The following is a 25,120-nucleotide window of genomic DNA, read 5'->3' on the forward strand; positions in this document are numbered from 1 at the left end:
GCCCTGATTACCTCAGGCGTAATTGGTTTCGGTTCTGCGCTGGTCGAAAAGGCTGATGTCAAAGCCGTCAAACAAAGGAGACAGACCATGACCGACCTCAACAAGATCGCCGAGGGCTACATCACCGCCTGGAACGAAAGCGATGCCAGCCGCCGCACCGAATTGCTCAAGGCTGTTTTCACAGAAGACGTCAGCTATCGCGATCCGCTTATGCAGGGCGACGGCCATGACGGCGTCGCGGCGCTGATCGATGGCGTGCAGCAGCGCTTTGCCGGCTTCCGGTTCTCGCTGAAGGGCACGCCGGACGGGTTCGCCGACAAGATCCGCTTTTCGTGGAACCTCGGCCCCGAGGGCGTCCCTTCGCTCATCGAAGGCACCGACATCGGCGTGATCGAGAACGGCCGCCTGAAGAGCGTCACCGGCTTCCTCGACAAGGTTCCGGCGCAGTGAGGCTTTGCTGGCTGGGTGGGCGCGAGGCGCCCCCCTCTGGCCTGCCGGCCATCTCCCCCTCAAGGGGGGAGATCGGGTATCACGCCGGCTTTCGCTACTCTCCAGCATTGCAGGATTGAGCGGGGCGCCGAAGCTGCTAATCTCCCCCCTTGAGGGGGAGATGCCCGGCAGGGCAGAGAGGGGCGCCTCGTGCCTACTCACGCGGTAACAGCCCTGATCGCCGGATAGAGCGCCCGGTAGCGGTGATAGGCATCGGCATAGGCACGCCCAAGCGCGGCATCCGGTTCGATCGTGGCATCGGTCGCCGGCGCCGTGCAGACGCTGAGCGGATCGGCGCCGGTCGCCGCGATCAGCCCGAGCCTGGCAGCGCCGAAGGCGGCGCCGAAATCGCCGTCGGCCGGAATGTCGATCGGCAGGCCTAGCGCGGTAGCGATCGCCTTCAGCCAGTAGCGCGAGCGTGAGCCGCCGCCGATCGCGGTCACGCGCGTCAGTGTCGTGCCAGCCGTCCTCAGGGCTTCGAGACTGTCGCGGAAGGCAAAGGCGACGCCCTCCAGCACAGCCTGGGTCAGCACCGCGCGGCTCGATTCATGCGCCAGGCCGGTGAAGGAACCGCGAATGGCGGAATCATTGTGCGGCGTGCGCTCGCCCGAGAGGTAGGGCAGGAAGGACACGCCGGTCGGCGCTTTCAGCGCGTCGCCGAGTTCCGTGGTCAGTTCGCCTGCCCCTTTGCCCGTGATCTCCGACAGCCAGTTGAGCGAATCGGTCGCCGACAGGATGACGCCCATCTGGTGCCAGGTGTTGGGCAGCGCATGACAGAAGGTATGGACCGCGCTTGCCGGGTTGGGCAGGTAGGACGCGTTGGCGGCAAACAGCACGCCCGAGGTGCCCAGCGAAACAAAGGCATGGCCGGCGCCGACCGTGCCCATGCCGCAGGCGGAAGCCGCATTGTCGCCGGCGCCCCCGGCAATCGGGATGCCGGTCTCGATGCCCCATTTCGATGCCAGCTCGGCGCGCAATCCGCCGGCCTTCTCAGTGCCCTCGACCAGAGACGGCATTTGCGTCTCGTCGAGCGAGGTCGCCGCCAGCAGGTCCGCCGACCAGCGCCGCTTGCCGACATCGAGCCAGGAGGTGCCGGCCGAATCCGACATTTCCGAAATGTGTTCGCCGGTCAGCCAAAGCCGCAGGAAATCCTTGGGCAGCAGGACTTTCGCGACCTTGGCGAAGACGGCGGGCTCGTTGTTCTTCACCCAGGCGAGCTTCGGCGCGGTGAAGCCGGGAAAGACGATGTTGCCGGTGAGCTTGCGAAAACGCGGATCGGCGTCGAGCGTCGCTGCCTCGACATGGCTGCGCGTGTCGTTCCACAGGATGCAGGGGCGCAGCACATGATCGGCCGCGTCAAGCAAGGTCGCGCCATGCATCTGGCCCGACAGGCCGATGCCTTTTACCGCCGCGAACTCCCTGGGATGGGAAGCCCTGAGTTCGGCAATCGCGTCTTCGCAGGCGCGTATCCAGTGGGACGGGTCCTGTTCGGACCAGCCGGGGTGCGGCCGCGAAACGTCAAGCCCGCCATGGCCGGAGCCGATGACGGTCTGTCCGGCATCGATCAGCAGCGCCTTGACGCCCGACGTGCCCAGGTCGAGGCCGAGATACATGTTTTCCTCCCCATGCCATTATTTTTTTCGGATCTCGAAAAAATCTGGCCAAGCCAGTTTTTAAGGCAAGATCCGCTTCGGGTCAATTCTCTGACAAATCGTCAGAGCGTCGCGAAAACAGCCGCGACAGCGGACTGTCCGGCCGCGCCATCGAACGCTCGGCGGTGAGCGCCCTGGCGCGCGCACCATCACCAGTCCGCAAGGCCGCCTCGATCAGCGTCAGGTCGATGACGTCGCGCTGTGCGTGGCTGCCGCCAAAACGATGGGCGATCGCCCGGATCGGCCCGATCAGGCGCATGACCTCAGTGTAGTTGCCTTCGCCGAAGGCCTTGATGGCCAGCGTCAAGGGATGGCCGACATCCGTGGTGAAAGCGGCGTTGTCGTCGCTGCCGTGCATGGCCTCGCGCTGTGCCTCGAGCAAGGTCCGGGCCGGGGCGCCGAGCCCGGCGCCGACAAAGGCCATCATCGCATGCGCGTCATTGAAGGCATAATTGCCGGCGCCGGCCTTGGGCTCCCAATTGGCGGCAAGCGGCGTCCAGCGGTCACCAACGTCGACACCGCCGAGATAAAGCCGCCACAGGATCGCCGAGGCATCGACCATATTGAGCGCCAGCGTCGATCGCGCGCCGTAGATCGGGCCGTCATAGAGCGCCAGCACCTCGTCGGTCTCGCCGAGATCGTAATGAAACAGCGCCAGATGCCACCAATTGTGCACCTTGAGGAAACTCTCCTTCGTCCACGCCTCGGGGTTGGCGCGCATCCAGGCGATGCCGTCCCTTTGCCGGCTTTGCATTTCCATGACATGAGCGACGGCGTGCTGAGCCCAGCCATCCCGCGGCTCGATCTCTACCGCCGTCCGGCCGAGCTTTTCGGCCCTGATATAGTCACCCATCTCCTCGAACCCGAAGGCCTGCATGCCAAGAATGGCGTGGTAGCCCGGCATTCCGCTCCGCCAGGACGGCAAGGCGCGGGCGATGCGGTCGCGCAGCATGCGGGCGTTGCCGGTAAAGAAGTCGATCTGGTGCCCGACCTGCAGCGCCACGGCGTCAAGCGGAAAGTCGGTGGCGATGCCCTCGAGAATGCCGGCGGCCTGATGCCAGCGCCCGTTGGCGAGATGGCCGAGGGCCGAGACATGCGCCTGCTCGCGCGTTGTCGCGGCCAGCGGCACAGCCGCTTCGTGGCAGGCCCTGGCCACCGCCATCGCCTCCCGCTCGGTAGCGAGGCCAAAGAGATAACCCTTGAAGACATGCGCCATGACAAAATCGGGATTTTCCGCGATGGCGCGGTCGACGGAGGCTACGGGATCGCCGACGAAGCACTGCAGCTGGCGCACCGCCTGGCTGTAGGGCGTGAACCCTGCCTCCGTCGCGCCCGAAAAGGCCAGGCCGAATGCATCCTCCACTGTCATGCCGACTTTCGATGCCCTGCTAATCGGAATCAGATCCTAGAGCACTGACAGCCTCCCCGCCAACCGGAGAGGCCGGAGCTTCGTCGATTGCGCGTCTAGTCTAGCTCAATTGCCTGAACGCATCGCCACCGTGGCGATGCCGGCGCCGACCAGCAGCGTGCCGCCGGTGCGGTTGAAGATGCGGATCGCCTTGGGATTGCACACGACATTACGGGCGCGCGCCGCGATCAGCGCATAGCCGAAGGCATTGGTGAAGGCGAGCGCCAGGAAGGTCGTCTCGAAGATCAGCATCTGCGTCCAGAAATCGGCATGCCGGTCGAGGAACTGCGGCAGGAAGGCGACGAAGAAGGTGATGCTCTTCGGGTTGAGTGCCGTGACCAGCCAGGCGTGCGCCATCATCTTGGCCGACGACACGGCGTCGGTGCGCGGTTCGGCTTTCAATGCGCCGCCGGCGCGGAACAGTTTCACGCCAAGATAGACCAGATAGCCAGCGCCGATCAGCTTCAGGATGGTGAAGACGGTCGCCGAAGCGGCGAGCAGGGCGCCGATGCCCAGCATCGACAGCGTCATGGCGGTGAAGTCGCCCAATGCCACGCCGACGGCCATCGGCAAAGCGGTCCGCCAGCCCTGGCCCAGCGCATAGGATACGACCAGCAGGATGGTCGGACCCGGAATGATGAGGAGGATCGCCGACGCGGCGGCGAAAGCGGCCCAGTTTTCGAAGGACATGTCTGTCTCCCTTGGGTTGAAGATAAGGATAAATCCTGAGCCCTGGGAGAATGTAAAGAGGCCTGATTTTTGTTCTTGCGCAGTTCCGGACGGAAACCGCCCTGCATGCTTCAGATATCAGACTGACCTGGGCCTTTTTGTGCAGGAGCGCAAACGCTGGCAGCGCAAGGCGTTCACGCTTTATCAACCATGAATGATGAAAATGCCCGCTATCCCGGCCGGACCGTGCTTCCCGCCGACAGCGTAGGGTTTGGGTACATGCGTGAGTTGCCGCAAGGTCCGACGCCGCCACGAAACGGCGACGCAATCGAAACTGATCATCATCTTTCCCGCCGCGCCGTCCTGACCGGGGCGGGCGCGCTCGCACTGCTCGGCGTCGCCGGCTGCTCGACCTCGGGTGGCGGCCTGCCGGCGCTTGAACTTGATGATACGGTCACCGGCTCGGTGCGGCCGATCCGCCCCTCGATCAGCGTCGACAAGAACATCACCAGCCCCGACTTGATGTATGCCTCCTTGACCGATGGCGGCTTCAACGTGCCGGAGGTGCCGTACCTGAAGGTCAAGCCGGAATTCCGCCGCCAGATCGTCGTCGACACGACCGGCGAGGCGCCCGGCACCATCGTCGTCCATCTCAAGGAGCGCATGCTCTATCTCGTCCAACCGGGGGGCGATGCCATCCGCTACGGCGTCGGCATCGGCAAGGACGGCTTCCGCTGGTCCGGCCGCGCCAACATCCAGTACGGCCGGGAATGGCCGACCTGGACGCCGCCGCCAGAGATGATCGCCCGCAAGCCGGAACTGGTGAAATGGCAGGGCGGCCAGCCCGGCGGCCTGACCAACCCGCTCGGGGCGCGTGCGCTCTACATCTACCAGGACGGCAAGGACACCGGCTACCGCATCCATGGCTCGCCCGAATGGTGGAGCATCGGCCAGGCGATGTCGTCGGGCTGCGTGCGCCTGATCAACCAGGACATCATCGATCTCTACAGCCGCGTTTCGAAGAAAAACCCGGTCGTTGTCATGTGATCGTTGAAGGCGGCCCATGCGGCCGCCCTATCTGCCAGTTGAGCATGAGCTCCGGCGAAAACCGGTCCCCACCCTCCTCAGCCGAGGGCATGCTTTTAGCGATCATGCTTCCGACTCCCCCGTTGCGCGATGCGGCAAGACAGGCCAAGGTGCCTTGAAAACCATCGCCTCGGGAGACGTCAGGAATGGCCGGAACTTTTGTTATCGCGCAAGGCGGCGGCCCAACCGCCGTCATCAACCAGACGGTTGTCGGAGCGACGCTGGAGATCCGCAAGCGGCATCCCGGCGCCAAGGTGCTGGGATCGATCCATGGCGTGCGCGGCATTCGTGACGGCAATTATGTCGACCTCTCGGCCATCCCGGAAGACCGGCTGCGGCTGATTGCCGGAACGCCCAGTGCCGCACTTGGCTCGACGCGCGACAAGCCGGACGCGGCGTATTGCGATGTCATCCTCAACGGCTTGAAGAAGGCCGGCGCCGATGCCTTCATCTATATTGGCGGCAACGACACGTCGGGCACGCAGCAGATCCTGACCGATGCCGCCGGCGGCAGCATCGCCTTCGTCCATGCCCCGAAGACCATCGACAATGACCTCGAGGAAAACGACCATACGCCGGGCTTCATCTCGGCGGCGGAGTTCGTCGCCGGCGCCTTCCTGTCCGTCGATCTCGATTTCCGCGCCCTGCCCGGCATATATGTGGGCATCGTCATGGGCCGGCATGCCGGCTTTCTGACCGCGGCGGCGGCGGCCTGGCAACTCGACCCCGACAGCGGCCCGCACCTTGTCTACGTGCCCGAGCGGCCGTTCTCGGCCGCCGGCTTCATCGACGACGTGCGCGCCACGCTCGACCGCCACAAGCGCTGCATCGTCGCCGTGTCGGAAGGCGTCAGCACCGCCGACGGCAAGGCGCTGGTCGAAAGCCTGGTGCCGCCGGACAAGCTCGAGCGCGACGCGCATGGCAATGTCAAGCTGTCGGGCAGCGACCTGCCGGCGGCGCTCGAACGCGCGCTGGCCGAAGGGCTGCCGGGCAAGCGGGCCCGCGTCGATGCGCTCGGCTACATGCCGCGCGGCTATGTCGGCGCCATCAGCGCCGTCGATGCGCAGGAGGCTTTCGATGCCGGTGCCTTCGCCGTCACCGTCGCCGAACAGGGCGGCGGCTCGGTGGCGCTGCAATATGATGGCGGCAAAACGGTGCTGAAGAAGGTGCCGCTGGAGAACGTCGCCGGCAAGACCCGCCACATGCCGGATGATTTCATGAAACCCGACGTCAACCAGTTGTCGGATGCCGGCATGGCCTATCTCAAGCGGCTGGTGCCGGAGAAATACAAGGTCGGGAAGCCGTTCGTCTGATGCCGGGCCCAAACTGATGCCGGACTGGTTCAGCAAGAGCATCGTCGACGACAGGACGACGAAGCTGACCGAGCCGTTCGTGCATGACTATTTACGCGCCAATATCTGGCATCTCAGCGGCCGCGATGCCGACCTTTTGGTCGACACCGGCATGGGCATCTGTCCGCTGGCGCCGCAGATCGAAACGCCTCGGGGCAAGCCGCTTCTGGTGGTCGCGACTCATATCCATCTCGATCACGTCGGCTCGCTGCATGAATTCCCGTGGCGGGCGGGGCCAAGGATGAGTGCGGCGCAATTCGAAAGCATGGATGAGGCAGCGACCTATGCCTATATGTTCCATGATCTCGAAGGCGCAGTTTCGAAACTGCCGGCGCCGGGCTGGAGGTCGGCCGATTACAAGATCCCGCCCGCGCCGCTGACGCGGACCCTCGACGAGGGCGACGTCATCGATCTCGGCGACCGGCAGTTCCGGGTGCTGCACCTGCCAGGGCATTCACCGGATTCGATCGCGCTGTTCGACGAGGCCGACGGGCTGTTTTTCAGCGGCGACGCCATCTACGACGACACGCTGATCGACAGCCTGCCGGATTCCGACCGGAACGCCTATATCAGCACGATGCAGCGCCTGCTCGACCTGCCGATCCGCATCGGCCATGGCGGCCACGGCCCGAGCTTCGACGGCAAGCGCATGCGTGAGATCGCGTTGGCCTATCTGCGCTCGCATGCCGGTCTGTGAGCGTTCTCTGAATTAAATCTTCGTAAGGTCGGCCCAAAACCCTAAATCGGGCCGATCCGCTCCCTAGATAGCTGGTTGTCGATCCGGCCGGCCGCCATGTACGGCGAGACAGGCGATCCCGGTCGTCGACATGCTGATGGGCGCTTCCCAAGGACGCTCGCGGCGCCGGATCAACTCTCGCCCGGACAGAACGACCATGTCACCTCTTGGTATTCTTCGTAGACATCGCGTCGCCGCCCTGCTGGGCGCCGCGCTGATCATATCCCCCATTGTCGTTTCATTCGCCCAGAGCACGAACGGCACTACCACGATCAGTGCCGTCGCGACCACCCAGACCCCGGCACCCGGTGTATCGGCCCCGAGCGGTTCGTTCGCGCCTGCCGTGGCCACGGCCAAGCCGGCCGTCGTGACTGTCACCACGGTCATGAAAGGACAACCACAAACGATGAGCGGGGCCACACCTTTTGACGGCAATTCGCCCTTCGACGACTATTTCCGCCAGTTCTTCGGCGATCAGGGCATGCCCATGCCCAAGACCCCGCCACAACAGCAGGCGCCGCGAACCGAGGCCCTGGGCTCCGGCTTCATCGTCAGTGCCGACGGCACCATCGTCACCAACAACCATGTGGTCGACGGCGCCTCTTCGATCAAGGTGACGCTCGACGACGGCACGGAGCTTCCGGCCAAGCTCGTTGGACGCGACGCCAAGCACGATCTCGCCGTGCTCAAGGTCAAGGCCAGCAAGCCTTTGCCGACGGTCAAATGGGGCGATTCCGACAAGCTGATGACCGGCGACCAGGTGCTGGCGATCGGCAATCCCTTCGGCATCGGCACCACGGTCACGGCAGGCATCGTTTCGGCGCGCGGCCGCGACCTGCATAGCGGGCCGTTCGACGATTTCATCCAGATCGACGCGCCGATCAACCATGGCAATTCCGGCGGTCCGCTGGTGGATGTGAAAGGCAATGTCATCGGCATCAACACGGCAATCTATTCGCCCAATGGCGGCAGCGTCGGCGTCGGCTTCGCCATCCCGTCCGACCAGGCCCAGAAAGTGGTCGCCAAGCTGATGAAGGACGGCTCCATCCAGTACGGCTATCTCGGCGTCGAGATTCAGCCGGTGACGCCTGATGTGGCCGGCGCCATGGGGCTCGAGCATCCCGGCGGCGCGCTGGTTTCCCAGGTCAATGACGGCTCCCCGGCGGCCCGCGCCGGCGTCGAAACCGGCGACGTCATCACCGGCTTCGCAGGACAGGACGTGAAGGATCCCAAGGATCTGTCGCGGGCCGTCGCCGACGTCGCCCCTGGCGCCAGGGAATCGCTTGATGTCTGGCGCAAGGGCAAGGCCATGACGATCTCCGTCGAAGTCGGACGCAACAGCGACGATGTGAAGACGGGATCGACCGGCGAGCCCGGCGCGCCGAGCGCCGGGCAGGGCTCGCGCGCGCCGGCGCTTGGCCTGGGCCTGATGGACATCACGCCCGACATCCGCCAGCAGATGAACCTCGCCGACAACGAGCGTGGCGCGGTGGTTGCGCGCGTCAGTCCCGACACGGCGGCGGCCGCTGCCGGCATCCAGCCGGGCGACATCATCGTCGCCGTCAATCAGGTGCCGGTCAAGAGCGCCAAACAGGTGACCCAGGCGATTGCCCAGGCGGGCAAATCAGGGCGCAAATCGGTGCTGTTGCTGGTCGAACGCGACGGCAGCCAGATCTATGTCGCCGTGCCGTTCGCCAATGGCTGAGGCATGAATGTGGCGGGCTTGTCGGTGACCAGCCCGCCACATTCTTGTATCCGGGTAGAGCCTTATATCCGGGTAGAGCTTGATATCCGGCTAGAGCTTGCGCAGCGCCACTTCCTCGACCAGATGGTCGGCGCCCTTGCGCAGGATGAGATCGGCGCGGGCGCGCGTCGGCAGGATGTTTTCGCGCAAATTCTTCAAATTGATGTTGGTCCACAGGCCTTCGGCGATGGCGCGCGCCGAATCCTCAGACAGCTGCGAATAGCGGTGGAAGAAAGAATCCGGATCGCGGAAAGCGGTTTCGCGCAGCCGCATGAAGCGGGAAATATACCATTCGTGGATCAGCTTCTCGTCGGCATCGATGTAGATGGCGAAGTCGAAGAAGTCGGACAGGAAGGGCACGATCTTGCCGTCCTGCGGCAGCTTGCCCGGCTGCAGGACATTGATGCCTTCGAAGATCAGGATGTCAGGCCGGTCGATGGTGACGAACTCGCCGGGAATGACGTCATAGGTGAGATGCGAATAGACCGGGGCGCGGACATTGCGCAGCGCCGACTTGATGCCGGAGAGGAAGCGCAGCAGCGCGCCGACATCGTAGCTGTCGGGAAAGCCCTTGCGTTCCATCAGGTTTTCGCGCCGCAGCACCTCGTTGGGAAGCAAAAAACCGTCGGTGGTGATGAGATCGACCTTCGGGCTCGACGGCCAGCGCGCCAGAAGTTCCTTCAGCACGCGCGCCGTGGTCGACTTGCCGACCGCGACGGAGCCGGCAATGCCGATGATGAACGGCGTCTTGACCACGTCGACGGCGTTGAAAAAGGCCTGGCGCTGCCGGAACAAAAGCTGGCTCGCCTCGACATGGGCGGACAGGAGCCGCGAAAGCGACAGATAGATGCGCCTGACCTCCTCGAGGTCGACCGGGTCGTTGAGCGAACGCAGGCGGCGGAATTCGTCCTCGCTCAGCGTCAGCGGCGTGTCGGCGCGGAATTGCGACCATTGCTCGGCGGAGAAGAAACGAAAGGGAGAGTATTTCTCGGTTGGCGCGAGCTGATCCATCGAGATACCTGCCCTCCCTCGCGGTCAGCCCTTGGGCCGTGACGCCTTCTCGGAGATGCCCGAACGCCTGGTGCGGCTTTCGAGCTCCTTGAGCACGTCGCCCAACGGAACACCCGAGAGGCCGAGAACGACGAGCCAATGATATATAAGATCTGCACTTTCGGAAACGAGGCCCTGCTTGTCGCCCTTGACGGCGGCGATCACGGCCTCGACCGCCTCCTCGCCGAGCTTCTGTGCCGCCTTGTCGATGCCGCGCGCGAACAGCTTGGCCGTCCACGAGTCAGGATCGCCTGACTGCGCGCGTTCCCTGATGATTGTCTCCAGGTCGGAGAACGAAAATTCAGCCATGGCGCCTGGGCCCTCTGCTTAGCCGGACAGCCTTAACTCTTTGTTTTGACGCAATTCCGGACGGAAAACCGCTTCGCACTTTTCCTGGAATTGCTCTAGGGCCGATCGCCTGGCGAGTCCAGCCGCATCGGCAGGCCGGCCCTAGCCATATGCGCCTTGGCCTGCGCTATAGTGTAGGTGCCGAAATGGAAGATCGACGCCGCCAGCACCGCGCCGGCATGGCCGTCGCGAATGCCTTCCACCAGGTGATCGAGCGTGCCGACACCGCCCGACGCGATGACCGGGGCGCGTACCGCGTCCGATATAGCGCGGGTCAAAGCTATGTCGTAGCCGGCCTTGGTGCCGTCGCGGTCCATCGAGGTCAAAAGGATCTCGCCGGCGCCGCGATCGACCATTTTGCGGGCGAATTCGACCGCGTCGATGCCGGTCTTCTCGCGCCCGCCATGGGTGAAGATCTCCCAGCGGTCGGCCTCACCGGCGCCGGACACTTTCTTGGCGTCGATGGCGACGACGATGCACTGATTGCCGAACTTGTCGGCGGCCTCCGCGACGAAATCCGGGTTCTTGACCGCCGCCGTGTTGATCGACACCTTGTCGGCGCCGGCCAAAAGCAATTTCCTGATGTCGGCGACTTGGCGCACCCCGCCGCCGACGGTCAGCGGCATGAAGCACTGTTCGGCGGTGCGGGCAATGACATCGAAGATGGTCTCACGGTTGTCGGACGACGCCGTGATGTCGAGGAAGCAAAGCTCGTCGGCGCCTGCGGCATCATAGGCCTTAGCCGCCTCGACCGGGTCGCCGGCGTCGATGAGGTCGACGAAGTTGACGCCCTTGACGACGCGGCCGTCCTTGACGTCGAGACAGGGAATGACGCGGGCTTTCAGCATCAGCGGCCCTCTATCGTGGCGATGAGATCGTTGAGCAGCTGTCCGACCACCGGCGGCACATCGGCCTGGGCATCGAAGGCCGGATCGTAAGCGGAAACGGTGATGCCGACGATCGGCACGGCAAGCGCAATGGCGCAGGCCGCGTCGCGCAATTGTTCGGGGTTTGGCCCGCCTGGCGTGACGTAGCGGTTGGCCTGCAGCTCGCGTGGATCATGGACGTCGAGATCGAGATGCATGTGCACGCTTTTGGCGCCGGCGGCCTGCAGTCTTTCCGTCGCTCGCGCCACGCCGGGACATTCCGTGCGGATGATCGGCAATGTCTCGAGGAGCTGTTCCTCGTCCGGATCGAGATCGCGGGCGTTGACGAGCACGCAACGCGAGGGGTCGATCGGCTGAAAGCCGGGAATGGCCGATGCCATCGGGCGCCAGCACAGGCCGAGCACCGTTGCCAGCGCCATGCCATCGAGAAAGCCGTATGTGGATGTCTCGGGCGTGTTGAGATCGCCATGCTGGTCGGCCCAGATGATCGCATCGGCGCCCGCGCCGGCGACGGCACCGGCTGATGTCAGGCAGTTGCCGGCCAGAACGATGGGAAACCGCCCCCTGTCCAGGGCAATGCGGACCTCGCCCGAGACGGCGTTGCAGACGGCGAAACCGGTGGCGATCTCGCGTTCCTGGTCGCCGCCGACCTTGCCGATATCCTCGACCGCAACGTCGTGGCCGGCCATGGTCAGGGCATCCACGAGACCGCCTGCAATCAGCGCGTCCGGACCTTGGCCCATGCCGCCATGATAGTGGCCGCTGTCATAGGAGGCCAGGATAAGGGTGATCTTCACGACCGCGCCTCCGCCACTGGCCTGCCCCGCAGGATCGCCAGCGCCTCGCCCGGATCGATGCGGCCGTCATAGAGCGCGCGGCCGGAGATCGCGCCTTCGAGCTTTTGCGCGTCCGGCATGGTCATGCGCACGATGTCGGCGATCGAAGCCAGCCCGCCGGAGGCAATGACGGGGATCGACACCGCTTCGGCGAGATCGATGGTGGCGTCCCAGTTGATGCCGGTCAGAACGCCGTCGCGGTCGATGTCGGTGTAGATGATGGCGGCGACGCCCGCGCCCTCGAATTTCCTGGCCAGTTCGACGACGCCAAGGCTCGACGCCTCGGCCCAACCCTCGACCGCCACCTTGCCGCCCTTGGCGTCGATGCCGACGGCGACCTTGCCCGGGAAAGCCTTGCAGGCCTGCCTGACCAGATCGGGATCGCGCACCGCCACCGTGCCGAGGATGACGCGGGCGAGGCCGCGGTCGAGCCAGTCCTCGATCTGCTCCAGCGTGCGGATGCCGCCGCCGAGCTGCACCGGGTTCTTCGTCGCCTTGAGGATGGCGCCGACCGCCGCGCTGTTGACGCTCTGGCCCTTGAAGGCCCCATTGAGGTCGACGACGTGCAGCCATTCGAAGCCTTGTTCCTCGAACTCTCGCGCCTGGGCGGAAGGATCATCGTTGTAGATGGTCGCGGTGGCCATGTCGCCATGCTTCAGGCGCACGCATTTGCCGTCCTTGAGGTCGATGGCTGGAAACAGGATCATCTAGGCACCCTCTACGATCGCGAAATGACCGGTTGAAGCCGCCAGCCGATGCTGTAACGCCGTCTGGTAGCCCTGTGACCGATAGCAGTTCAGCGCCGTTTCATAGGAGTCGAACTCGACCACTACGTGCCTGCCAAAATCGGATCCTTCGGGGTTTGTGACCTGTCCGCCGCGCACGAGATAGCGGCCACCAAAGTGCGAAATGGCATCGCCAATGGCATCACGATAGCGCTGGTAGCCTTCCGAGTCGCTCACCGTGAGCACAATCATCCAATAGCCTTTCTTGCTCACGATCTAGGGCCTCCAGCGCAGGAAATTGGTGATCAGCGCCAGGCCCAGAGCCTGGCTCTTTTCGGGATGGAACTGCGTGCCGACGAGATTGTCGCGCCCGACAGTGGCCGTCACCGGGCCGCCATAGTCGGCGACCGCCAGGACCTCGTCCGCCTTGCGCGCATCGAGATGGTAGGAATGGACGAAATAGGCGTGCAGTCCGCTGGTGCCGGTCGGAATGCCGGCAAACAGCGGATGCTGACGCCTGAGCTCGATCGTGTTCCAGCCGATCTGCGGGATCTTCAGCGCCGGATCGGCCGGCGTGATCTCCTTGACGTCGCCTGATATCCAGCCGAAGCCGTTGGTGACGGTCTTTTCGAGCCCACGTTCGGACATCAGCTGCATGCCGACGCAGATGCCCAGGAAAGGCCGGCCCTTGGCGATGGCGACATCCTCGACCGCTTCCCACATACCCTCGACCGCACGCAGGCCGGCCGCGCAGTCGGCATAGGCGCCCACGCCGGGCAGGACGATGCGGTCGGCCGTGCGCACCCGGTCGGCATCGGCCGTCAGGTCGATCTCAGCCGATATGCCGGCTTCGCGCGCGGCGCGCTCGAATGCCTTGGTGGCCGAGCGCAGGTTGCCCGAGCCGTAATCGATGATTGCTACCCGCATATCAGCGCCGTCCCGGAATGTGGGTCAGCCCCAGCGCCATGCCGGGCTGCGCCGGGCGCGCCAGGGTGGCATCCGGGACCATGCGCGGCACGGGTGCTTCTTCATCCGCATGCCCCTCGACCTCCAGCGCATAGCGGATGTCGGCGTCACCCAGCCAGCCGGCCTGAACCACGCCCCATTCATGCCAGCCGCGCCGGCGAAGTGCCGCGATGCGCAACCCCTGCCCCTCCAGGCCGACATAGAGCGAGACCAGCAGCGAGAGCAGCGAACCAGCCAGCCCAAGGCCGAGTTGCTCACCAAGCGTCGAGAGCAGGCCCATGACGACGAAGGTCAATGCCGCTTCGATCCACATGCGGTGCCAGGCGAACCACAATGGCGGCACCAGCAGACCGAGCCAGGTGAAGCTATCGCGGACCAAGACCGTTGCGTCAGCCCTCTCGCCGCGGCCGGGCGGCTCCATCACGACATAGGTGGCCATGACGCTATCCCTTCAAAGATCCCTTGGTGGAGGGAACCGCGTCCGGCTGGCGCGGGTCGTGCTCGAGTGCGGCGCGCAGCGCGCGCGCCACCGCCTTGAAGCAGGTTTCGGCGATATGATGGTTGTTGGCGCCGTAGTGATTGGTGACATGCAGCGTGATGCCGGCATTCTGCGCCAGCGCCTGGAAGAACTCACGCACCAGTTCGGTGTCGAAGGTGCCGATCTTCGGCGACGAGAACGAAACGTTCCAGACCAGGAACGGCCGGCCGGACACATCGATCGCGGCGCGCGTCAGCGTCTCGTCCATGGCAAGGTCGATCGAGGCATAGCGCATGATGCCGCGCCGTTCGCCCAGCGCCTTGGTCAGCGCCTGGCCGAGCGCAATGCCGGTGTCCTCGACCGTGTGGTGATCGTCGATATGCAGGTCGCCCTTCGCCTTGACCGTCATGTCGATCAGCGAATGGCGCGAGAGCTGGTCCAGCATATGGTCGAAGAAACCGACGCCGGTGGCGATGTCCGACTTGCCCGAGCCATCGACATGAACCGACACGGAGATGTCGGTCTCGCGGGTCTTGCGGCTTGCTTCGGCGGATCGGGGCGCCATCACTCTATCCTTGTCCCAGCGGGTCACATGGTGACCGGTTCACGGGCTTCAAGCGCTCGCGGGCTTGAAAACGAGAGCCTTCTACCAGCATGATCCGGCGATTGCCAGTTGCCTTGCACCGGGGTATCGACCGTGGCGCAGAGGCGATTTGCAATCGTTCGCCCTATGCATACATATGGCCGATCAAAGTTACCGCGCTAATCGCCTTTTTGGGATCGCGCGCTCGGAGCCAGGACATGTCTGACAATCTAACCATGCACGCCACGACCATCGTGACGGTGCGCAAGGGCAACAAGGTGGTGATCGCCGGCGACGGCCAGGTCAGCCTTGGCCAGACCATCATGAAGGGCAATGCCCGCAAGGTGCGCCGCATCGGCAAGGACGGCAATGTGATCGCCGGTTTCGCCGGCGCCACCGCGGACGCCTTCACGCTGCTGGAGCGGCTGGAAGCCAAGCTTGAACAATATCCCGACCAGCTGACGCGCGCCTGCGTCGAGCTTGCCAAGGACTGGCGCACCGACCGCTATCTGCGCCGGCTGGAGGCGATGATGCTGGTTGCCGACAAGTCGGTTTCGCTGGCACTGACCGGCACCGGCGACGTGCTCGAACCTGAACATGGCGTCATGGCCATCGGTTCGGGCGGCAATTACGCACTTGCCGCGGCGCGCGCGCTGATGGACAGCGACAAGGATGCCGAGGAGATCGCCCGCAAGGCGATGCAGATCGCCTCCGACATCTGCGTCTACACCAACAACAATTTCGTCGTCGAAACGCTGGATGCCGCCTGAAGAGGCAAGCCATGATCCCGAACCGAAGGACCGCGTAAGCGAAAATTGGGGAACGGTGTTCGGAAGAAATCATGACCAAACAGGAAGCTAGCTACGATTTTCGGCCGGTGACCGAGAAGGACCTGCCGATGATCGCCGGCTGGCTTGCCGAGCCTGAAGTCGCGCAGTGGTGGGACGACCCGGAGACGGAGATCGCCGAGATTCGCGGCCATATCGACTCTATTTCCGTCGAGCCGCTGATCGTCGAGCTCGACGGCAAGCCGATCGCCTATCTGCAGAGTTACGACCCGCACCTGGAAGACGACCATCCCTATGCCGACCAGCCGTTCGGCACGCTCGGCATCGATCTGTCGATCGGCCGGCCGGAACTCATCGGCGTCGGCCATGGCTCGGCGATCGTGCGCCAGTTCGTCGAACAACTGTTCGAGGAGGGTGTTCCGCGCGTCGTCATCGACCCCGATCCTGCGAACGGACGAGCCATCCGCGCCTATGAAAAGGCCGGCTTTGTTGCCTTTGACACAAGAACATCGGAGTACGGGCCGGCCTTGATGATGGCGCGCGACGCGCCGCAGGAGCCCAATTGATCAGCGCCGAAACACTCGACAAGGCAGTCGCGAAAGGTTTGATCTCGCAGACCGTGCGCGATCAGTTGGAGGTGATGGAGCGCGCTCTCGCCCTCGAGGCCAGGCGCGCCGATGACGAGGGTGACGAGGAAAACCTGCGGCTGGTCGGCGGCGGCAACGATCTGTTTGTCACTGTGGGAACCGTTCTGCTCAGTGCCGGCTTCTTCTTTGTCCTCACCACCTTGCTTCCAGGCCATACATTCTGGATCGCTGGCATCCTCGCGATTTTCACCTGGGGGCTCGCCGAGATTGTCACGCGTCAGCACCGGATGAAATTATCGTCGTCCGTGCTCGCCCTGATTTTCATGGCCGCCATTCTGGTCGCTCTGGCGCTACAAGTGGAGGCCAGCTTCGGCATACGCAAGCCGGAGACTGTCTGGCAGCTATTGGCGTTGCGCCAGACGGCGTCCCGGGCCGGATATCTGTTCCTGGGCGGAGGAATAATTGCGGCGGTGATCTATTTCTGGCGCTTTCGCGTCCCCATCATTGCCGGGGCTATCGCCATCGCCTTCACACTGCTTGCCTTCCTGCAAACGGCGATAATCCTGTATGACAGTGTGACAACGGGCGCGATTGCGCCGCCACGACTTGAGGATGTTCCCGAATTGCTCCGCGCGGCACTCTACATGCCACTGATCTGCGGCCTGATCGTGTTCGCAACGGGTGTAGCTTTTGACATTTACGATAGGGATCGACGCAAGATCTGGTCCGATTGCGCTTTCTGGCTGCATGTCGTCTCGGCGCCTATGCTGGTGCATCCGCTCTTCATCATGGCAACCGGCCAGAATGTCGTATTCGGACATATCGCGCCGGACGCCAATGCAACCGTCATGCTGACGATCCTGATCCTTGGCTTCCTCTATGTCGCGCTCGCCATAGACCGCCGTTCGCTTCTGGTTCCTACATTGGCTTACTTCGGCTCGCTGGGCATCTATTATCTGGTGAATTCCGCCTCCGATTCGACGGGTATCCCGCCTTTTGCCTTGATCCTGGTCGTTGTCGGCGCGCTAATTATTCTGTTCGGGGCTGGCTGGCAGCGTATCCGGCGGATTGTCGTCAAACCCACCTTGCCGGTGGCCGTGATCCGCCGGCTACCGCCGCTGAAGGCCTGACGGCTTTGTGATGATCGAGACGGTGACACGGAAGAGGGGCAATAGGGCATGACCGCATCCGTCGAGGAGAAAAACCTCTCGGCCTATGAGAACAGCTGGCGGATGGGGCTGCTGATCGTGCTCGGCCTGGTCCTTGCCCAGGCTGCCACGCTCTATTTGATGGGCCACCCGCCGATCTGCACCTGCGGCTACGTCAAACTCTGGCACGGCGTGGTGAACAGTTCGGAGAATTCCCAGCACATATCGGACTGGTACACCTTCTCGCACATCATTCACGGCTTCCTGTTCTATGCGCTGGCAAGGGTCGTGTTCCCGCGTTCGCCGATCGGCCTCAGGCTGGCATTCGCCGTTTTCATCGAAGGCGGCTGGGAAATACTCGAAAACAGCCCGTTCATCATCGAACGCTACCGCGCCGGGACCATCTCGCTCGACTATTACGGCGACAGCATCATCAATTCGGTGTCCGACACACTGGCCATGGTGGTGGGATTTGTCATGGCGCGGAGGCTACCTATATGGGTGATCGTCAGCCTCGCCATCCTTTTCGAACTGGGTACCGGCTACCTCATCCGGGACAATCTGACACTCAACGTGATCATGCTGCTGCATCCGTTCGAGGCCATCAAGCAGTGGCAAAGTGGAATTTAGTGATATGAGCACATTTTCTCCCCGCGAAATCGTTTCGGAACTCGACCGCTTCATCATCGGCCAGAAGGACGCCAAGCGCGCCGTGGCCATCGCCTTGCGCAACCGCTGGCGCCGCCAGCAGCTGGAAGGCCAGATGCGCGAAGAGGTGATGCCGAAGAACATCCTGATGATCGGGCCGACCGGCGTCGGCAAGACCGAGATCTCGCGCCGCCTGGCGCGTCTCGCCGGTGCGCCTTTCGTCAAGGTCGAGGCCACCAAGTTCACCGAGGTCGGCTATGTCGGCCGCGACGTCGAGCAGATCGTGCGTGACCTTGTCGAGGTCGCCATCGGGCTGATGCGCGAGAAGATGCGCGAGGACGTCAAGGCGCGTGCCCACGTCAACGCCGAGGAACGCGTGCTGGAAGCGCTGGTCGGCAAGACGGCAAGCCCGGCGACACGCGATAGCTTCCGCAAGAAGCTGCGCGACGGCGAACTCGACGGCAAGGAAATCGAGATCGAAGTGGCCGACACCGGCAATGGTGGCATGCCCGGCTTCGAGATTCCCGGAATGCCGGGCGCCAATATCGGTGTGCTCAACATCAACGACATGCTGTCGAAGGCGATGGGCGGCAAGAAGACCAAATTGCGCAAGACGACGGTGAAAGAGTCCTACGAGCTGCTGGTCAATGACGAGTCCGACAAGCTGCTCGACCAGGACGAGGTGGTGCGCCGGGCGCTCGATGCGACCGAAAATGACGGCATCGTCTTCCTTGACGAGATCGACAAGATCGCGGCGAGGTCAGACATTTCCGGTGGCCCGTCGCGCGAGGGCGTGCAGCGCGACCTGCTGCCGCTGGTCGAAGGCACGACCGTTGCGACCAAATATGGGCCGGTGAAGACCGACCATATCCTGTTCATCGCATCGGGCGCGTTCCACGTCTCGAAGCCGTCCGATCTTTTGCCGGAGCTGCAGGGCCGCCTGCCGATCCGCGTCGAGCTACGCGCGTTGGAGAAGGAAGACTTCGTCCGCATCCTGACCGAGACGGAAGCCAGCCTGATCAAGCAGTATATCGCGCTGATGAAGACCGAGGGCGTCGACCTGACCTTCACCGACGACGCTATCGATTCGCTGGCCGGCATCGCCGTCGATCTCAACGCCAGCGTCGAGAACATCGGAGCCAGGCGGCTGCAGACGGTGATGGAGCGGGTGCTGGACGAGATCTCCTACGACGCGCCCGACCGCAACGGCACGAGCGTCACCATCGACGCCGCCTATGTGGAAAAGCACGTCGGCGACCTCTCCAGGAACACCGATCTGTCGCGCTTCATCCTTTAAAAGCGTCGCGGGATCGTTCCGACGCCGGTCAGGCAACGGCGTCATGTGTGGCCAGATGGTACCATCTGGCCAGCTTTCGTCTTGCCGGGTGACGGGCCGCTCTCGACTCGATCAAGAGCTTTACCTAGTTTGCCCGGCACTACAGCGCCGCGCGTCCGTCGGATGCGCAAAGGACGCTGTAGCACTTTGATCTGGCACATGATCCTTTCCGAAATCTGTTTCGGATTTCGGGGTTACGTGCTTTTGCAGGCGGCGGCGCATGAAAAAACTGATCCTGGTCATTCTCGGCCTGACGCTGGCGGCGACGCTGTTCGGCGCTGAGGCGGCGACATTGGTGCCGCCGGGAAACCGCAATGCGGAGCAGCCCGACATTCCCGGCGCCTCCAGCCGGCGCACCCAGGCCACCAACACCACCTTCCAGGCGAAGTATCGCAAGGTCTACGCCCTGCTGCAGAACGACGCCGACCTGCGCGCCAAGATCAAGAAGGCGGCTGCCGCCTACGGCATCGATCCGATGCACATCGTCGGTGCCATCGTCGGCGAGCACACCTACAATGTCGACGCCTATGACCGGCTCCAGACCTACTATGTCAAGGCGATCTCCTACCTCTCCAGCAAGCTGTCCTTCGCCTATGACGGCGAGGACATCACCGATTTCGTGCAGCGGCCGGAATTCAGGAAATGCGCCGGGATGTCCGACAGCTACGATCTGTGGGAGTGCCGCGAGCAGGTGTGGAACCATTCGTTTCGCGGCAAGACCGTCGGCGGCGAGGACTTTCCCGACGACCGTTTCGGCGCCACCTTCTTCCAGCCCTACTATGCCGGCCAGACTTTTGGGCTTGGCCAGTTGAACCCGCTCACCGCCCTGCAGATGAGCGATCTCGTGCACAAGGTGTCCGGTCTGCCGAAGCTCGATGTCGGCGATCCCAATTCGGTCTACAAGACCATCATGGATCCCGACCTGACCTTGCCCTACGTCGCCGCGACGATCAGGGAATCTATCGATGCCTACAAGAGCATTGCGGGCTTCGACATTTCGGGCAATCCGGGACTGACCGCGACGCTCTACAATGTCGGCAATCCGGAGCAGCGCGCCTACGCGCTGAAGGCGGAAAACGAAAAGCGCCGGGCCGCCGGCGAGCCGGAAAAGCTGCCGGAAGAGAATTACTATGGTTGGCTGGTGAACGATAAATTGTCGGAGCTGAAGGCGCTGTTTTGACGGCTTAGGCGGGCCGATATTAACTTGCCGATGCTTGCGCCGCCCCTCATTGCCCTGCCGGGCATTTCTCCCCGTATAGTGACGGGGAGAAAGACGCTTCACGGATGTTTTCGCCAATTTTCTAACGTCGCAGAAATGGCGCCGAGGTTTGCGGCAGCTCTCTTCTCCCCGTCACTATACGCGGAGAAGGTGCCGGCAGGCGGATGAGGGGCGGCGCAAACGCTTGCAATTGGCCCCGACGGCTCACGCCGCCAGCAGCGATTTCAGCTTGACCGACTGCGAACCCAGCGCCTCCGGCGTCGGCTTGGCCTGCTTGCCGATCAGCATTTCGGCCAGCCTGATGTCGCGGGCGACTGCATTGCCGGGGCCGATGCCGCTGGCCGCCACCAGCCGGCCGTCCTCGGCCAGATGGAAAAGGATGAAGGCGCCGTCGCCGAGGTCACGGCGCACGGTCCCGCGGCCTTCGTCGGAAAGCCCTGCAATCTGCAGGGACAGGCCATACTGATCCGACCAGAACCACGGCACCGCCGCATGCGCCTCGCCTGCGCCGAGCATGTTTTTTGCGGCAAGAGCGCCTTGTTCCTGCGCATTGCGCCAGGCTTCCAGCCGCACGCGGCGGCCGCCATAGACGGCAAGCGGGAACGAACAGCAGTCGCCGGCGGCAAAGATGTCGGGATCGCTGCTGCGCAGTTGCACGTCGACGGCAATGCCGTTTTCGATCGCCAGGCCGGCTTCGGCGGCGAGCCCGGTCACCGGCACAGCGCCGATGCCGATGATGGCGAGATCGGCTGATACCTCCCGGCCGCCGGCAAGCGCGATGCGCACTTGCTGGCCGTCGTCGGCGATGGAGGCAATGCCTTCCCCGCACATTATGTCGACGCCTTCGGCGACATGCGCCTCGTGGATGATTTCGGCGATCTCGGTCGGCACGCCGCGCATCAGGATGCGCGGCTGCGCCTCGATGACGGTGACCGCAGCGCCGAGCTTGCGGGCCGCGGCGGCGAGTTCGAGGCCAATGAAGCCACCGCCGATGATTGCAACGCGGTTGCCGGCCCTGAGATGGGCGCGGATGGCCAGCGCGTCGGCGAAGGTCCGAAGATAGACGCAGCGCGTGCCGAGGCCAGGCATCGGCAGTTTGCGCGGGATCGAACCGGTGGCCAGCAGGAGCTTGTCGTACGGCAGCACAGCACCATCCGACAGCCGCACCGTGTGCGCCGCGCGATCGATCGCCACGGCCTGCACGGAATGGATATGCCGGATCGATTTCTCCGCCAGGATCGCGTCGCTGGCGATCGCCTTGATTTCCGGCGCGTCGCTGGCCATCGTATCCTTGGACAGAGGCGGCCGTTCATAGGGCAGATGCGGCTCGTCGCCGACCAGCGTCACCGGCCCGTCAAAGCCGAGATCGCGCAGCGTCAGTGCCGCCCGCCCGCCGCATTCGCCGGCCCCTATGATGACCATGCCCCGCGCCGTGTCCGTCATCCGACCTGAACCAGGACTTTGCCGGCGTCGACCTTGACCGGATAGGTCCTGAGGTTGACGCAGACCGGCGCGCCCCTGGCGGCACCGGTCTTGTAGTTGAAGCGGCCATTGTGCTTGGGGCATTCGATGATGTCGTCCATCACCAGACCGTCGGCCAGATGCACCTTCTCATGCGTGCAAAGGCCATCGGTGGCGAAGTATTCGTCGTCGGGGCTGCGGTAGATGGCGAAGGTGCGGCCGCCATGGTCGAAACGCATCACGTCCTCTTCGTCGATGTCATCGGCAGCGCAGGCCTCGACCCAGTCGCTCATTCAGTCCTCCCGGCAAATCTCGATCGCAGCATCACTCCGCCGCGACGGCGACGGCATCGTTGTGGAATTCCTCGCGGTACGGCCTGGCGGTCGGCGGCAGTTCGCGCTTGAGGAAATAATCCTCGTTGCGCAGCTGGCGTAGGAAGACCGGGATCATCTCGCGGTAGCCGGCCAGGATCGATTGCGTCGGCGCCGGCAAATCGTGCTTGATCAGTTCATGCAGCTTCGGCAGCGCATGGTAGGGCACCATCGGGAACATGTGATGTTCGACGTGATAGTTCATGTTCCAGTAGATGAAGCGGCTTATCGGGTTCATATAGACGGTGCGGCTGTTGAGGCGATGGTCGGTGACGTTCTCGGCGAGACCGCCATGCTGCAGCAGCCCGACCATGACGTGGTGCCAGGCGCCATAGAGCCTCGGCAGGCCGACCAGCATCAAGGGCAGGAACGAACCGGTATAGAGCGCCAGCGCGGCGGTCGCGGCATAGATCGCGGTCCAGATGCGGGCAACACGGATCGCCTTCCCCTGTTCCTGTTCGGGAATGAAGGTCTTTTCGGCCGCGCTGATGTTGCCGGCTGCGTTGCGCAGCATGTCTGATATCGCATGCCAGGCATCGAGCACGCCGACGAAGGCGAGGATGACGCGCACCAGGTCCGGCGGCCGCATGGCCGAGATTTCCGGGTCGCGGCCGACGATTATGGTGTCGGTGTGATGGCGCGTGTGGCTCCAGCGCCAGGTCACCGGATTGCGCATGATCATGAAGCAGGCGATCTGGTAGACCGCGTCATTCATCCACTGCGTCCGGAACGCCGTGCCATGGCCGCATTCGTGCCAGCGCGAATCGGTGGAGGAGCCGTAGAGGACGCCGTAGACGAAGAAGAACGGCACGCACCACCAGCTGCCCCAGAACCAGGCGCCGCCCGCGCCGCTGACGATGAGAGCGGCGAGCCAGATCGCGGTGTCGCGGATCGCCGGCCCATCGGAGCGCTGCATCAGCTCCTTCATCTGCTTGCGGGGAATGTCGGTGTGATACCACTCGGCCGCCGAAAGGCCGTTTTCCACGGCGAGCTGGGCGTCGCGGCCGATCAGGCTGTAGTCACGCCGGGACGGCGTTGTCGTCATTGGTTGCCTCCCTCGGCAGGCACTCGCCAGGGCGAATGCCGGATATCCCTTGGCTTCGATCCTGAAAAATACCGCCGAGCCGTGATAGACTCAATATCACAAAGATAGTTTCTATCATTTCCTATCAGAATGATGTAGCCTGTATGCGACAATCAAACGAGGGCGATCATGGCGAAACGACCGACCATCACCGATCTGGCGCGCATTTCCGGCGTCAGCGTCGCCACGGTGGACCGCGTGCTCAACAATCGCCTGCCGGTGCGCGAGGAAACCGCGCGTCGCGTCTATGAGACCGCGACCGAGATCGGCTATCACGCGGCGGGCCTGATCAAGCAGCGGATGCGCCATGAACTGCCGGAGTACCGGCTCGGCTTCCTGCTGTTGAGAGGCAACGACGTCTTCTACACGGAGTTCGCGCGGCAGCTCGAACTCGCGGTATCGCAATCGCAGCGCTTCCGGGGCGTCGCGATCATCGACTTCGCCAGTTCGCTGACGCCGGACGAAATCGTCGAGCGCACGCGCAAGCTGGCCGCCAAGTGCCGGGCGGTCGCGCTGGTCGGGCCGGACCATCCGACGCTGACGGTTACCGTCGAGGAGATGAAGGCCAAGGGGTTGCCGGTGTTTTCGTTGCTGTCCGATTTCGCCGCCGGCATCCGCGAGGGCTATGTCGGCCTCGACAACCGCAAGGTCGGCCGCACCGCGGCCTGGATGATCTCGAAGGCGGCGAAGCGGCCGGGCAAGGTCGCGCTGTTCGTCGGCAGCCACCGTTTCCACGGCCATGAGCTGCGCGAGATCGGCTTTCGCTCCTTCTTCCGCGAACAGGCGCCGGACTTCACGCTGCTGGAAACGCTGGTCAATCTCGAGGCCAACCAGATCACCCAGGATACGCTGCTCGAGCTCCTTGGCCGCCATCCCGATCTGGTCGGCTGCTATGTCGCCGGCGGCGGCATGGAAGGCGCGGTCGCGGCGCTGAGGCAAGCAAAGCCGGCCGAGATGCCGGCCGTCGTCTGCAACGAGATCACGGCGGTCTCGCGCTCGGCCCTGGCCGACGGCATCCTGACGATGGTGATCTCGACGCCGCTGGCCGCACTTTGCCGCGAGCTGCTCGACCTCATGGCGCATGCCATTGAGACAGGCGCCGCGAACGCGCCGGGGCAGACCTTCCTGCCGTTCGAAATCTATTTGCCGGAGAATATCTAGCGACGCTTTGCGCGCCGGCTCATCCCGCCGTCAGGATGAAACATTCCATCACGGCTGATGTGGCCGCATCGGAGCGCGGCTGGCGGTTTCGCGCAGGACTTACCCGCATCGACATCAAAATCGCGCATCCGATTTTGGAATCTCCCTTGACGTCCCGTGATGAAATGGAATAAATATTTCACTAGCTGTACATTTTGGTTCTTTCGTTCCGGAATGCCTGTTTCAAGCAGTGGGCTTGGCGTTCCAGCCGATGCAGGGAGTGCCGCCGAACGGAATGACGTCAGGGAGAGATTCCCCGGGGAGATCGG

The 25,120-nt window shown here is 63.7% G+C and carries 27 protein-coding genes; 12 read left to right on the forward strand and 15 right to left on the reverse strand.

The features are described from left to right. The first annotated feature begins 87 nt into the window (after positions 1–87). Entirely contained in the window at positions 88–450 is a 363-nt protein-coding gene (locus JT360_RS03345; RefSeq protein WP_214470134.1) for a nuclear transport factor 2 family protein, read from the forward strand. A 197-nt stretch (positions 451–647) separates the two neighbouring features. On the opposite strand, the gene xylB is transcribed toward JT360_RS03345, so the two are convergent. The 3 genes from xylB to JT360_RS03360 form a co-directional block, all read right to left on the reverse strand. Further along, positions 648–2,102, reverse strand: coding sequence for a xylulokinase (gene xylB / locus JT360_RS03350; protein ID WP_214470135.1), 1,455 nt, complete (start codon positions 2,100–2,102; stop codon positions 648–650). 82 nt (positions 2,103–2,184) lie between these two features. Further along, positions 2,185–3,510, reverse strand: a complete 1,326-nt coding sequence (locus JT360_RS03355) for a tetratricopeptide repeat protein (protein ID WP_214470136.1) — start codon at positions 3,508–3,510, stop codon at positions 2,185–2,187. 105 nt (positions 3,511–3,615) lie between these two features. Next, positions 3,616–4,239, reverse strand: coding sequence for a LysE family translocator (locus JT360_RS03360; RefSeq protein WP_214470137.1), 624 nt, complete (start codon positions 4,237–4,239; stop codon positions 3,616–3,618). A gap of 258 nt (positions 4,240–4,497) precedes the next feature. Between JT360_RS03360 and JT360_RS03365 the strand changes: the two genes are divergently transcribed. The 4 genes from JT360_RS03365 to JT360_RS03380 all read left to right on the forward strand — a co-directional run bounded on the left by JT360_RS03365 (position 4,498) and on the right by JT360_RS03380 (position 9,097). Then, positions 4,498–5,265, forward strand: a complete 768-nt coding sequence (locus JT360_RS03365; RefSeq protein ID WP_214470407.1) for a L,D-transpeptidase — start codon at positions 4,498–4,500, stop codon at positions 5,263–5,265. Positions 5,266–5,450: 185 nt separating this feature from the next. Continuing rightward, positions 5,451–6,617 (forward strand): diphosphate--fructose-6-phosphate 1-phosphotransferase, encoded by a 1,167-nt coding sequence (locus JT360_RS03370; RefSeq protein ID WP_214470138.1) that lies wholly within the window; start codon positions 5,451–5,453, stop codon positions 6,615–6,617. 16 nt (positions 6,618–6,633) lie between these two features. Continuing rightward, positions 6,634–7,353, forward strand: coding sequence for an MBL fold metallo-hydrolase (locus JT360_RS03375; protein ID WP_214470139.1), 720 nt, complete (start codon positions 6,634–6,636; stop codon positions 7,351–7,353). A 196-nt stretch (positions 7,354–7,549) separates the two neighbouring features. Further along, a complete protein-coding gene (locus JT360_RS03380; protein ID WP_214470140.1) occupies positions 7,550–9,097 on the forward strand; it encodes a DegQ family serine endoprotease in 1,548 nt (515 codons plus the stop codon). A 90-nt stretch (positions 9,098–9,187) separates the two neighbouring features. Here JT360_RS03380 and coaA read toward each other — a convergent pair whose 3' ends face one another. The 9 genes from coaA to hisB all read right to left on the reverse strand — a co-directional run bounded on the left by coaA (position 9,188) and on the right by hisB (position 14,991). Next, positions 9,188–10,147, reverse strand: coding sequence for a type I pantothenate kinase (gene coaA / locus JT360_RS03385; RefSeq protein ID WP_214470141.1), 960 nt, complete (start codon positions 10,145–10,147; stop codon positions 9,188–9,190). A 24-nt stretch (positions 10,148–10,171) separates the two neighbouring features. After that, a complete protein-coding gene (locus JT360_RS03390; RefSeq protein WP_214470142.1) occupies positions 10,172–10,495 on the reverse strand; it encodes a phosphoribosyl-ATP diphosphatase in 324 nt (107 codons plus the stop codon). 95 nt (positions 10,496–10,590) lie between these two features. Continuing rightward, entirely contained in the window at positions 10,591–11,385 is a 795-nt protein-coding gene (hisF, locus tag JT360_RS03395; protein WP_214470408.1) for an imidazole glycerol phosphate synthase subunit HisF, read from the reverse strand. Further along, positions 11,382–12,218, reverse strand: coding sequence for an arginase family protein (locus JT360_RS03400; protein ID WP_214470143.1), 837 nt, complete (start codon positions 12,216–12,218; stop codon positions 11,382–11,384). The genes hisF and JT360_RS03400 overlap by 4 nt, the downstream gene beginning before the upstream one ends. Then, complete coding sequence (hisA, locus tag JT360_RS03405) at positions 12,215–12,964, reverse strand: 1-(5-phosphoribosyl)-5-[(5-phosphoribosylamino)methylideneamino]imidazole-4-carboxamide isomerase (RefSeq protein WP_214470144.1); 750 nt, start codon at positions 12,962–12,964, stop codon at positions 12,215–12,217. Before hisA ends, JT360_RS03400 begins: the two co-directional genes overlap by 4 nt. Then, positions 12,965–13,255, reverse strand: a complete 291-nt coding sequence (locus tag JT360_RS03410) for a DUF1330 domain-containing protein (protein ID WP_214470145.1) — start codon at positions 13,253–13,255, stop codon at positions 12,965–12,967. It lies immediately after the preceding gene. Between the two features lie 3 nt (positions 13,256–13,258). After that, on the reverse strand, positions 13,259–13,909 hold the full coding sequence (hisH, locus tag JT360_RS03415; RefSeq protein ID WP_214470146.1) for an imidazole glycerol phosphate synthase subunit HisH: 651 nt from the start codon (positions 13,907–13,909) through the stop codon (positions 13,259–13,261). Between the two features lies 1 nt (position 13,910). After that, the gene (locus tag JT360_RS03420; RefSeq protein ID WP_214470147.1) at positions 13,911–14,387 is read right to left on the reverse strand and encodes a DUF2628 domain-containing protein; all 477 of its coding nucleotides are present in this window, start codon (positions 14,385–14,387) and stop codon (positions 13,911–13,913) included. 4 nt (positions 14,388–14,391) lie between these two features. After that, on the reverse strand, positions 14,392–14,991 hold the full coding sequence (gene hisB, locus JT360_RS03425) for an imidazoleglycerol-phosphate dehydratase HisB (RefSeq protein WP_214470148.1): 600 nt from the start codon (positions 14,989–14,991) through the stop codon (positions 14,392–14,394). 236 nt (positions 14,992–15,227) lie between these two features. On the opposite strand from hisB, the gene hslV reads away from it, so the two are divergent. The 6 genes from hslV (at position 15,228) to JT360_RS03455 (ending at position 20,696) form a co-directional block, all read left to right on the forward strand. Next, a complete protein-coding gene (gene hslV / locus JT360_RS03430) occupies positions 15,228–15,779 on the forward strand; it encodes an ATP-dependent protease subunit HslV (RefSeq protein WP_214470149.1) in 552 nt (183 codons plus the stop codon). Between the two features lie 71 nt (positions 15,780–15,850). After that, positions 15,851–16,363: a GNAT family N-acetyltransferase gene (locus tag JT360_RS03435; protein WP_214470150.1), complete on the forward strand. Its 513-nt coding sequence runs from the start codon at positions 15,851–15,853 to the stop codon at positions 16,361–16,363. Further along, positions 16,360–17,514, forward strand: coding sequence for a hypothetical protein (locus JT360_RS03440; RefSeq protein ID WP_214470151.1), 1,155 nt, complete (start codon positions 16,360–16,362; stop codon positions 17,512–17,514). The genes JT360_RS03435 and JT360_RS03440 overlap by 4 nt, the downstream gene beginning before the upstream one ends. Positions 17,515–17,562: 48 nt before the next feature. Beyond that, positions 17,563–18,162, forward strand: a complete 600-nt coding sequence (locus JT360_RS03445; protein WP_214470152.1) for a DUF2585 domain-containing protein — start codon at positions 17,563–17,565, stop codon at positions 18,160–18,162. A gap of 4 nt (positions 18,163–18,166) precedes the next feature. Continuing rightward, positions 18,167–19,477: an ATP-dependent protease ATPase subunit HslU gene (hslU, locus tag JT360_RS03450; RefSeq protein WP_214470153.1), complete on the forward strand. Its 1,311-nt coding sequence runs from the start codon at positions 18,167–18,169 to the stop codon at positions 19,475–19,477. 259 nt (positions 19,478–19,736) lie between these two features. Beyond that, a complete protein-coding gene (locus JT360_RS03455) occupies positions 19,737–20,696 on the forward strand; it encodes a DUF1402 family protein (RefSeq protein ID WP_214470154.1) in 960 nt (319 codons plus the stop codon). 243 nt (positions 20,697–20,939) lie between these two features. Here the strand turns inward: JT360_RS03455 and JT360_RS03460 are convergent, their stop codons facing one another. The 3 genes from JT360_RS03460 to JT360_RS03470 are packed head-to-tail and all read right to left on the reverse strand — an operon-like array spanning position 20,940 to position 23,612. After that, positions 20,940–22,178, reverse strand: coding sequence for an NAD(P)/FAD-dependent oxidoreductase (locus JT360_RS03460; protein ID WP_214470155.1), 1,239 nt, complete (start codon positions 22,176–22,178; stop codon positions 20,940–20,942). Beyond that, positions 22,175–22,489 carry a Rieske (2Fe-2S) protein gene (locus JT360_RS03465; RefSeq protein WP_140892220.1) on the reverse strand — a complete coding sequence of 105 codons (315 nt, stop codon included), beginning with the start codon at positions 22,487–22,489 and terminating at the stop codon, positions 22,175–22,177. The genes JT360_RS03460 and JT360_RS03465 overlap by 4 nt, the downstream gene beginning before the upstream one ends. Before the next feature lie 31 nt (positions 22,490–22,520). Beyond that, the gene (locus JT360_RS03470) at positions 22,521–23,612 is read right to left on the reverse strand and encodes a fatty acid desaturase family protein (protein WP_214470156.1); all 1,092 of its coding nucleotides are present in this window, start codon (positions 23,610–23,612) and stop codon (positions 22,521–22,523) included. Between the two features lie 168 nt (positions 23,613–23,780). Here JT360_RS03470 and JT360_RS03475 point away from each other — a divergent pair, with 168 nt between their 5' ends. Continuing rightward, positions 23,781–24,812 carry a LacI family DNA-binding transcriptional regulator gene (locus JT360_RS03475; RefSeq protein ID WP_214470157.1) on the forward strand — a complete coding sequence of 344 codons (1,032 nt, stop codon included), beginning with the start codon at positions 23,781–23,783 and terminating at the stop codon, positions 24,810–24,812. The last annotated feature ends 308 nt before the right edge of the window (positions 24,813–25,120 follow it).

Origin of the sequence: Mesorhizobium sp. dw_380 (assembly GCF_018588885.1) — a bacterium.
Taxonomy (GTDB): domain Bacteria; phylum Pseudomonadota; class Alphaproteobacteria; order Rhizobiales; family Rhizobiaceae; genus Mesorhizobium.

Bases quoted from the DNA above. Each gene is read 5' to 3' on its own strand.
- JT360_RS03345 (WP_214470134.1), top strand. From the start codon at position 88: ATGACCGACCTCAACAAGATCGCCGAGGGCTACATCACCGCCTGGAAC.
- xylB (WP_214470135.1), bottom strand. From the start codon at position 2,102: ATGTATCTCGGCCTCGACCTGGGCACGTCGGGCGTCAAGGCGCTGCTG.
- JT360_RS03355 (WP_214470136.1), bottom strand. From the start codon at position 3,510: ATGACAGTGGAGGATGCATTCGGCCTGGCCTTTTCGGGCGCGACGGAG.
- JT360_RS03360 (WP_214470137.1), bottom strand. From the start codon at position 4,239: ATGTCCTTCGAAAACTGGGCCGCTTTCGCCGCCGCGTCGGCGATCCTC.
- JT360_RS03365 (WP_214470407.1), top strand. From the start codon at position 4,498: ATGCGTGAGTTGCCGCAAGGTCCGACGCCGCCACGAAACGGCGACGCA.
- JT360_RS03370 (WP_214470138.1), top strand. From the start codon at position 5,451: ATGGCCGGAACTTTTGTTATCGCGCAAGGCGGCGGCCCAACCGCCGTC.
- JT360_RS03375 (WP_214470139.1), top strand. From the start codon at position 6,634: ATGCCGGACTGGTTCAGCAAGAGCATCGTCGACGACAGGACGACGAAG.
- JT360_RS03380 (WP_214470140.1), top strand. From the start codon at position 7,550: ATGTCACCTCTTGGTATTCTTCGTAGACATCGCGTCGCCGCCCTGCTG.
- coaA (WP_214470141.1), bottom strand. From the start codon at position 10,147: ATGGATCAGCTCGCGCCAACCGAGAAATACTCTCCCTTTCGTTTCTTC.
- JT360_RS03390 (WP_214470142.1), bottom strand. From the start codon at position 10,495: ATGGCTGAATTTTCGTTCTCCGACCTGGAGACAATCATCAGGGAACGC.
- hisA (WP_214470144.1), bottom strand. From the start codon at position 12,964: ATGATCCTGTTTCCAGCCATCGACCTCAAGGACGGCAAATGCGTGCGC.
- hisH (WP_214470146.1), bottom strand. From the start codon at position 13,909: ATGCGGGTAGCAATCATCGATTACGGCTCGGGCAACCTGCGCTCGGCC.
- JT360_RS03420 (WP_214470147.1), bottom strand. From the start codon at position 14,387: ATGGCCACCTATGTCGTGATGGAGCCGCCCGGCCGCGGCGAGAGGGCT.
- hisB (WP_214470148.1), bottom strand. From the start codon at position 14,991: ATGGCGCCCCGATCCGCCGAAGCAAGCCGCAAGACCCGCGAGACCGAC.
- hslV (WP_214470149.1), top strand. From the start codon at position 15,228: ATGTCTGACAATCTAACCATGCACGCCACGACCATCGTGACGGTGCGC.
- JT360_RS03435 (WP_214470150.1), top strand. From the start codon at position 15,851: ATGACCAAACAGGAAGCTAGCTACGATTTTCGGCCGGTGACCGAGAAG.
- JT360_RS03445 (WP_214470152.1), top strand. From the start codon at position 17,563: ATGACCGCATCCGTCGAGGAGAAAAACCTCTCGGCCTATGAGAACAGC.
- hslU (WP_214470153.1), top strand. From the start codon at position 18,167: ATGAGCACATTTTCTCCCCGCGAAATCGTTTCGGAACTCGACCGCTTC.
- JT360_RS03455 (WP_214470154.1), top strand. From the start codon at position 19,737: ATGAAAAAACTGATCCTGGTCATTCTCGGCCTGACGCTGGCGGCGACG.
- JT360_RS03460 (WP_214470155.1), bottom strand. From the start codon at position 22,178: ATGACGGACACGGCGCGGGGCATGGTCATCATAGGGGCCGGCGAATGC.
- JT360_RS03465 (WP_140892220.1), bottom strand. From the start codon at position 22,489: ATGAGCGACTGGGTCGAGGCCTGCGCTGCCGATGACATCGACGAAGAG.
- JT360_RS03470 (WP_214470156.1), bottom strand. From the start codon at position 23,612: ATGACGACAACGCCGTCCCGGCGTGACTACAGCCTGATCGGCCGCGAC.
- JT360_RS03475 (WP_214470157.1), top strand. From the start codon at position 23,781: ATGGCGAAACGACCGACCATCACCGATCTGGCGCGCATTTCCGGCGTC.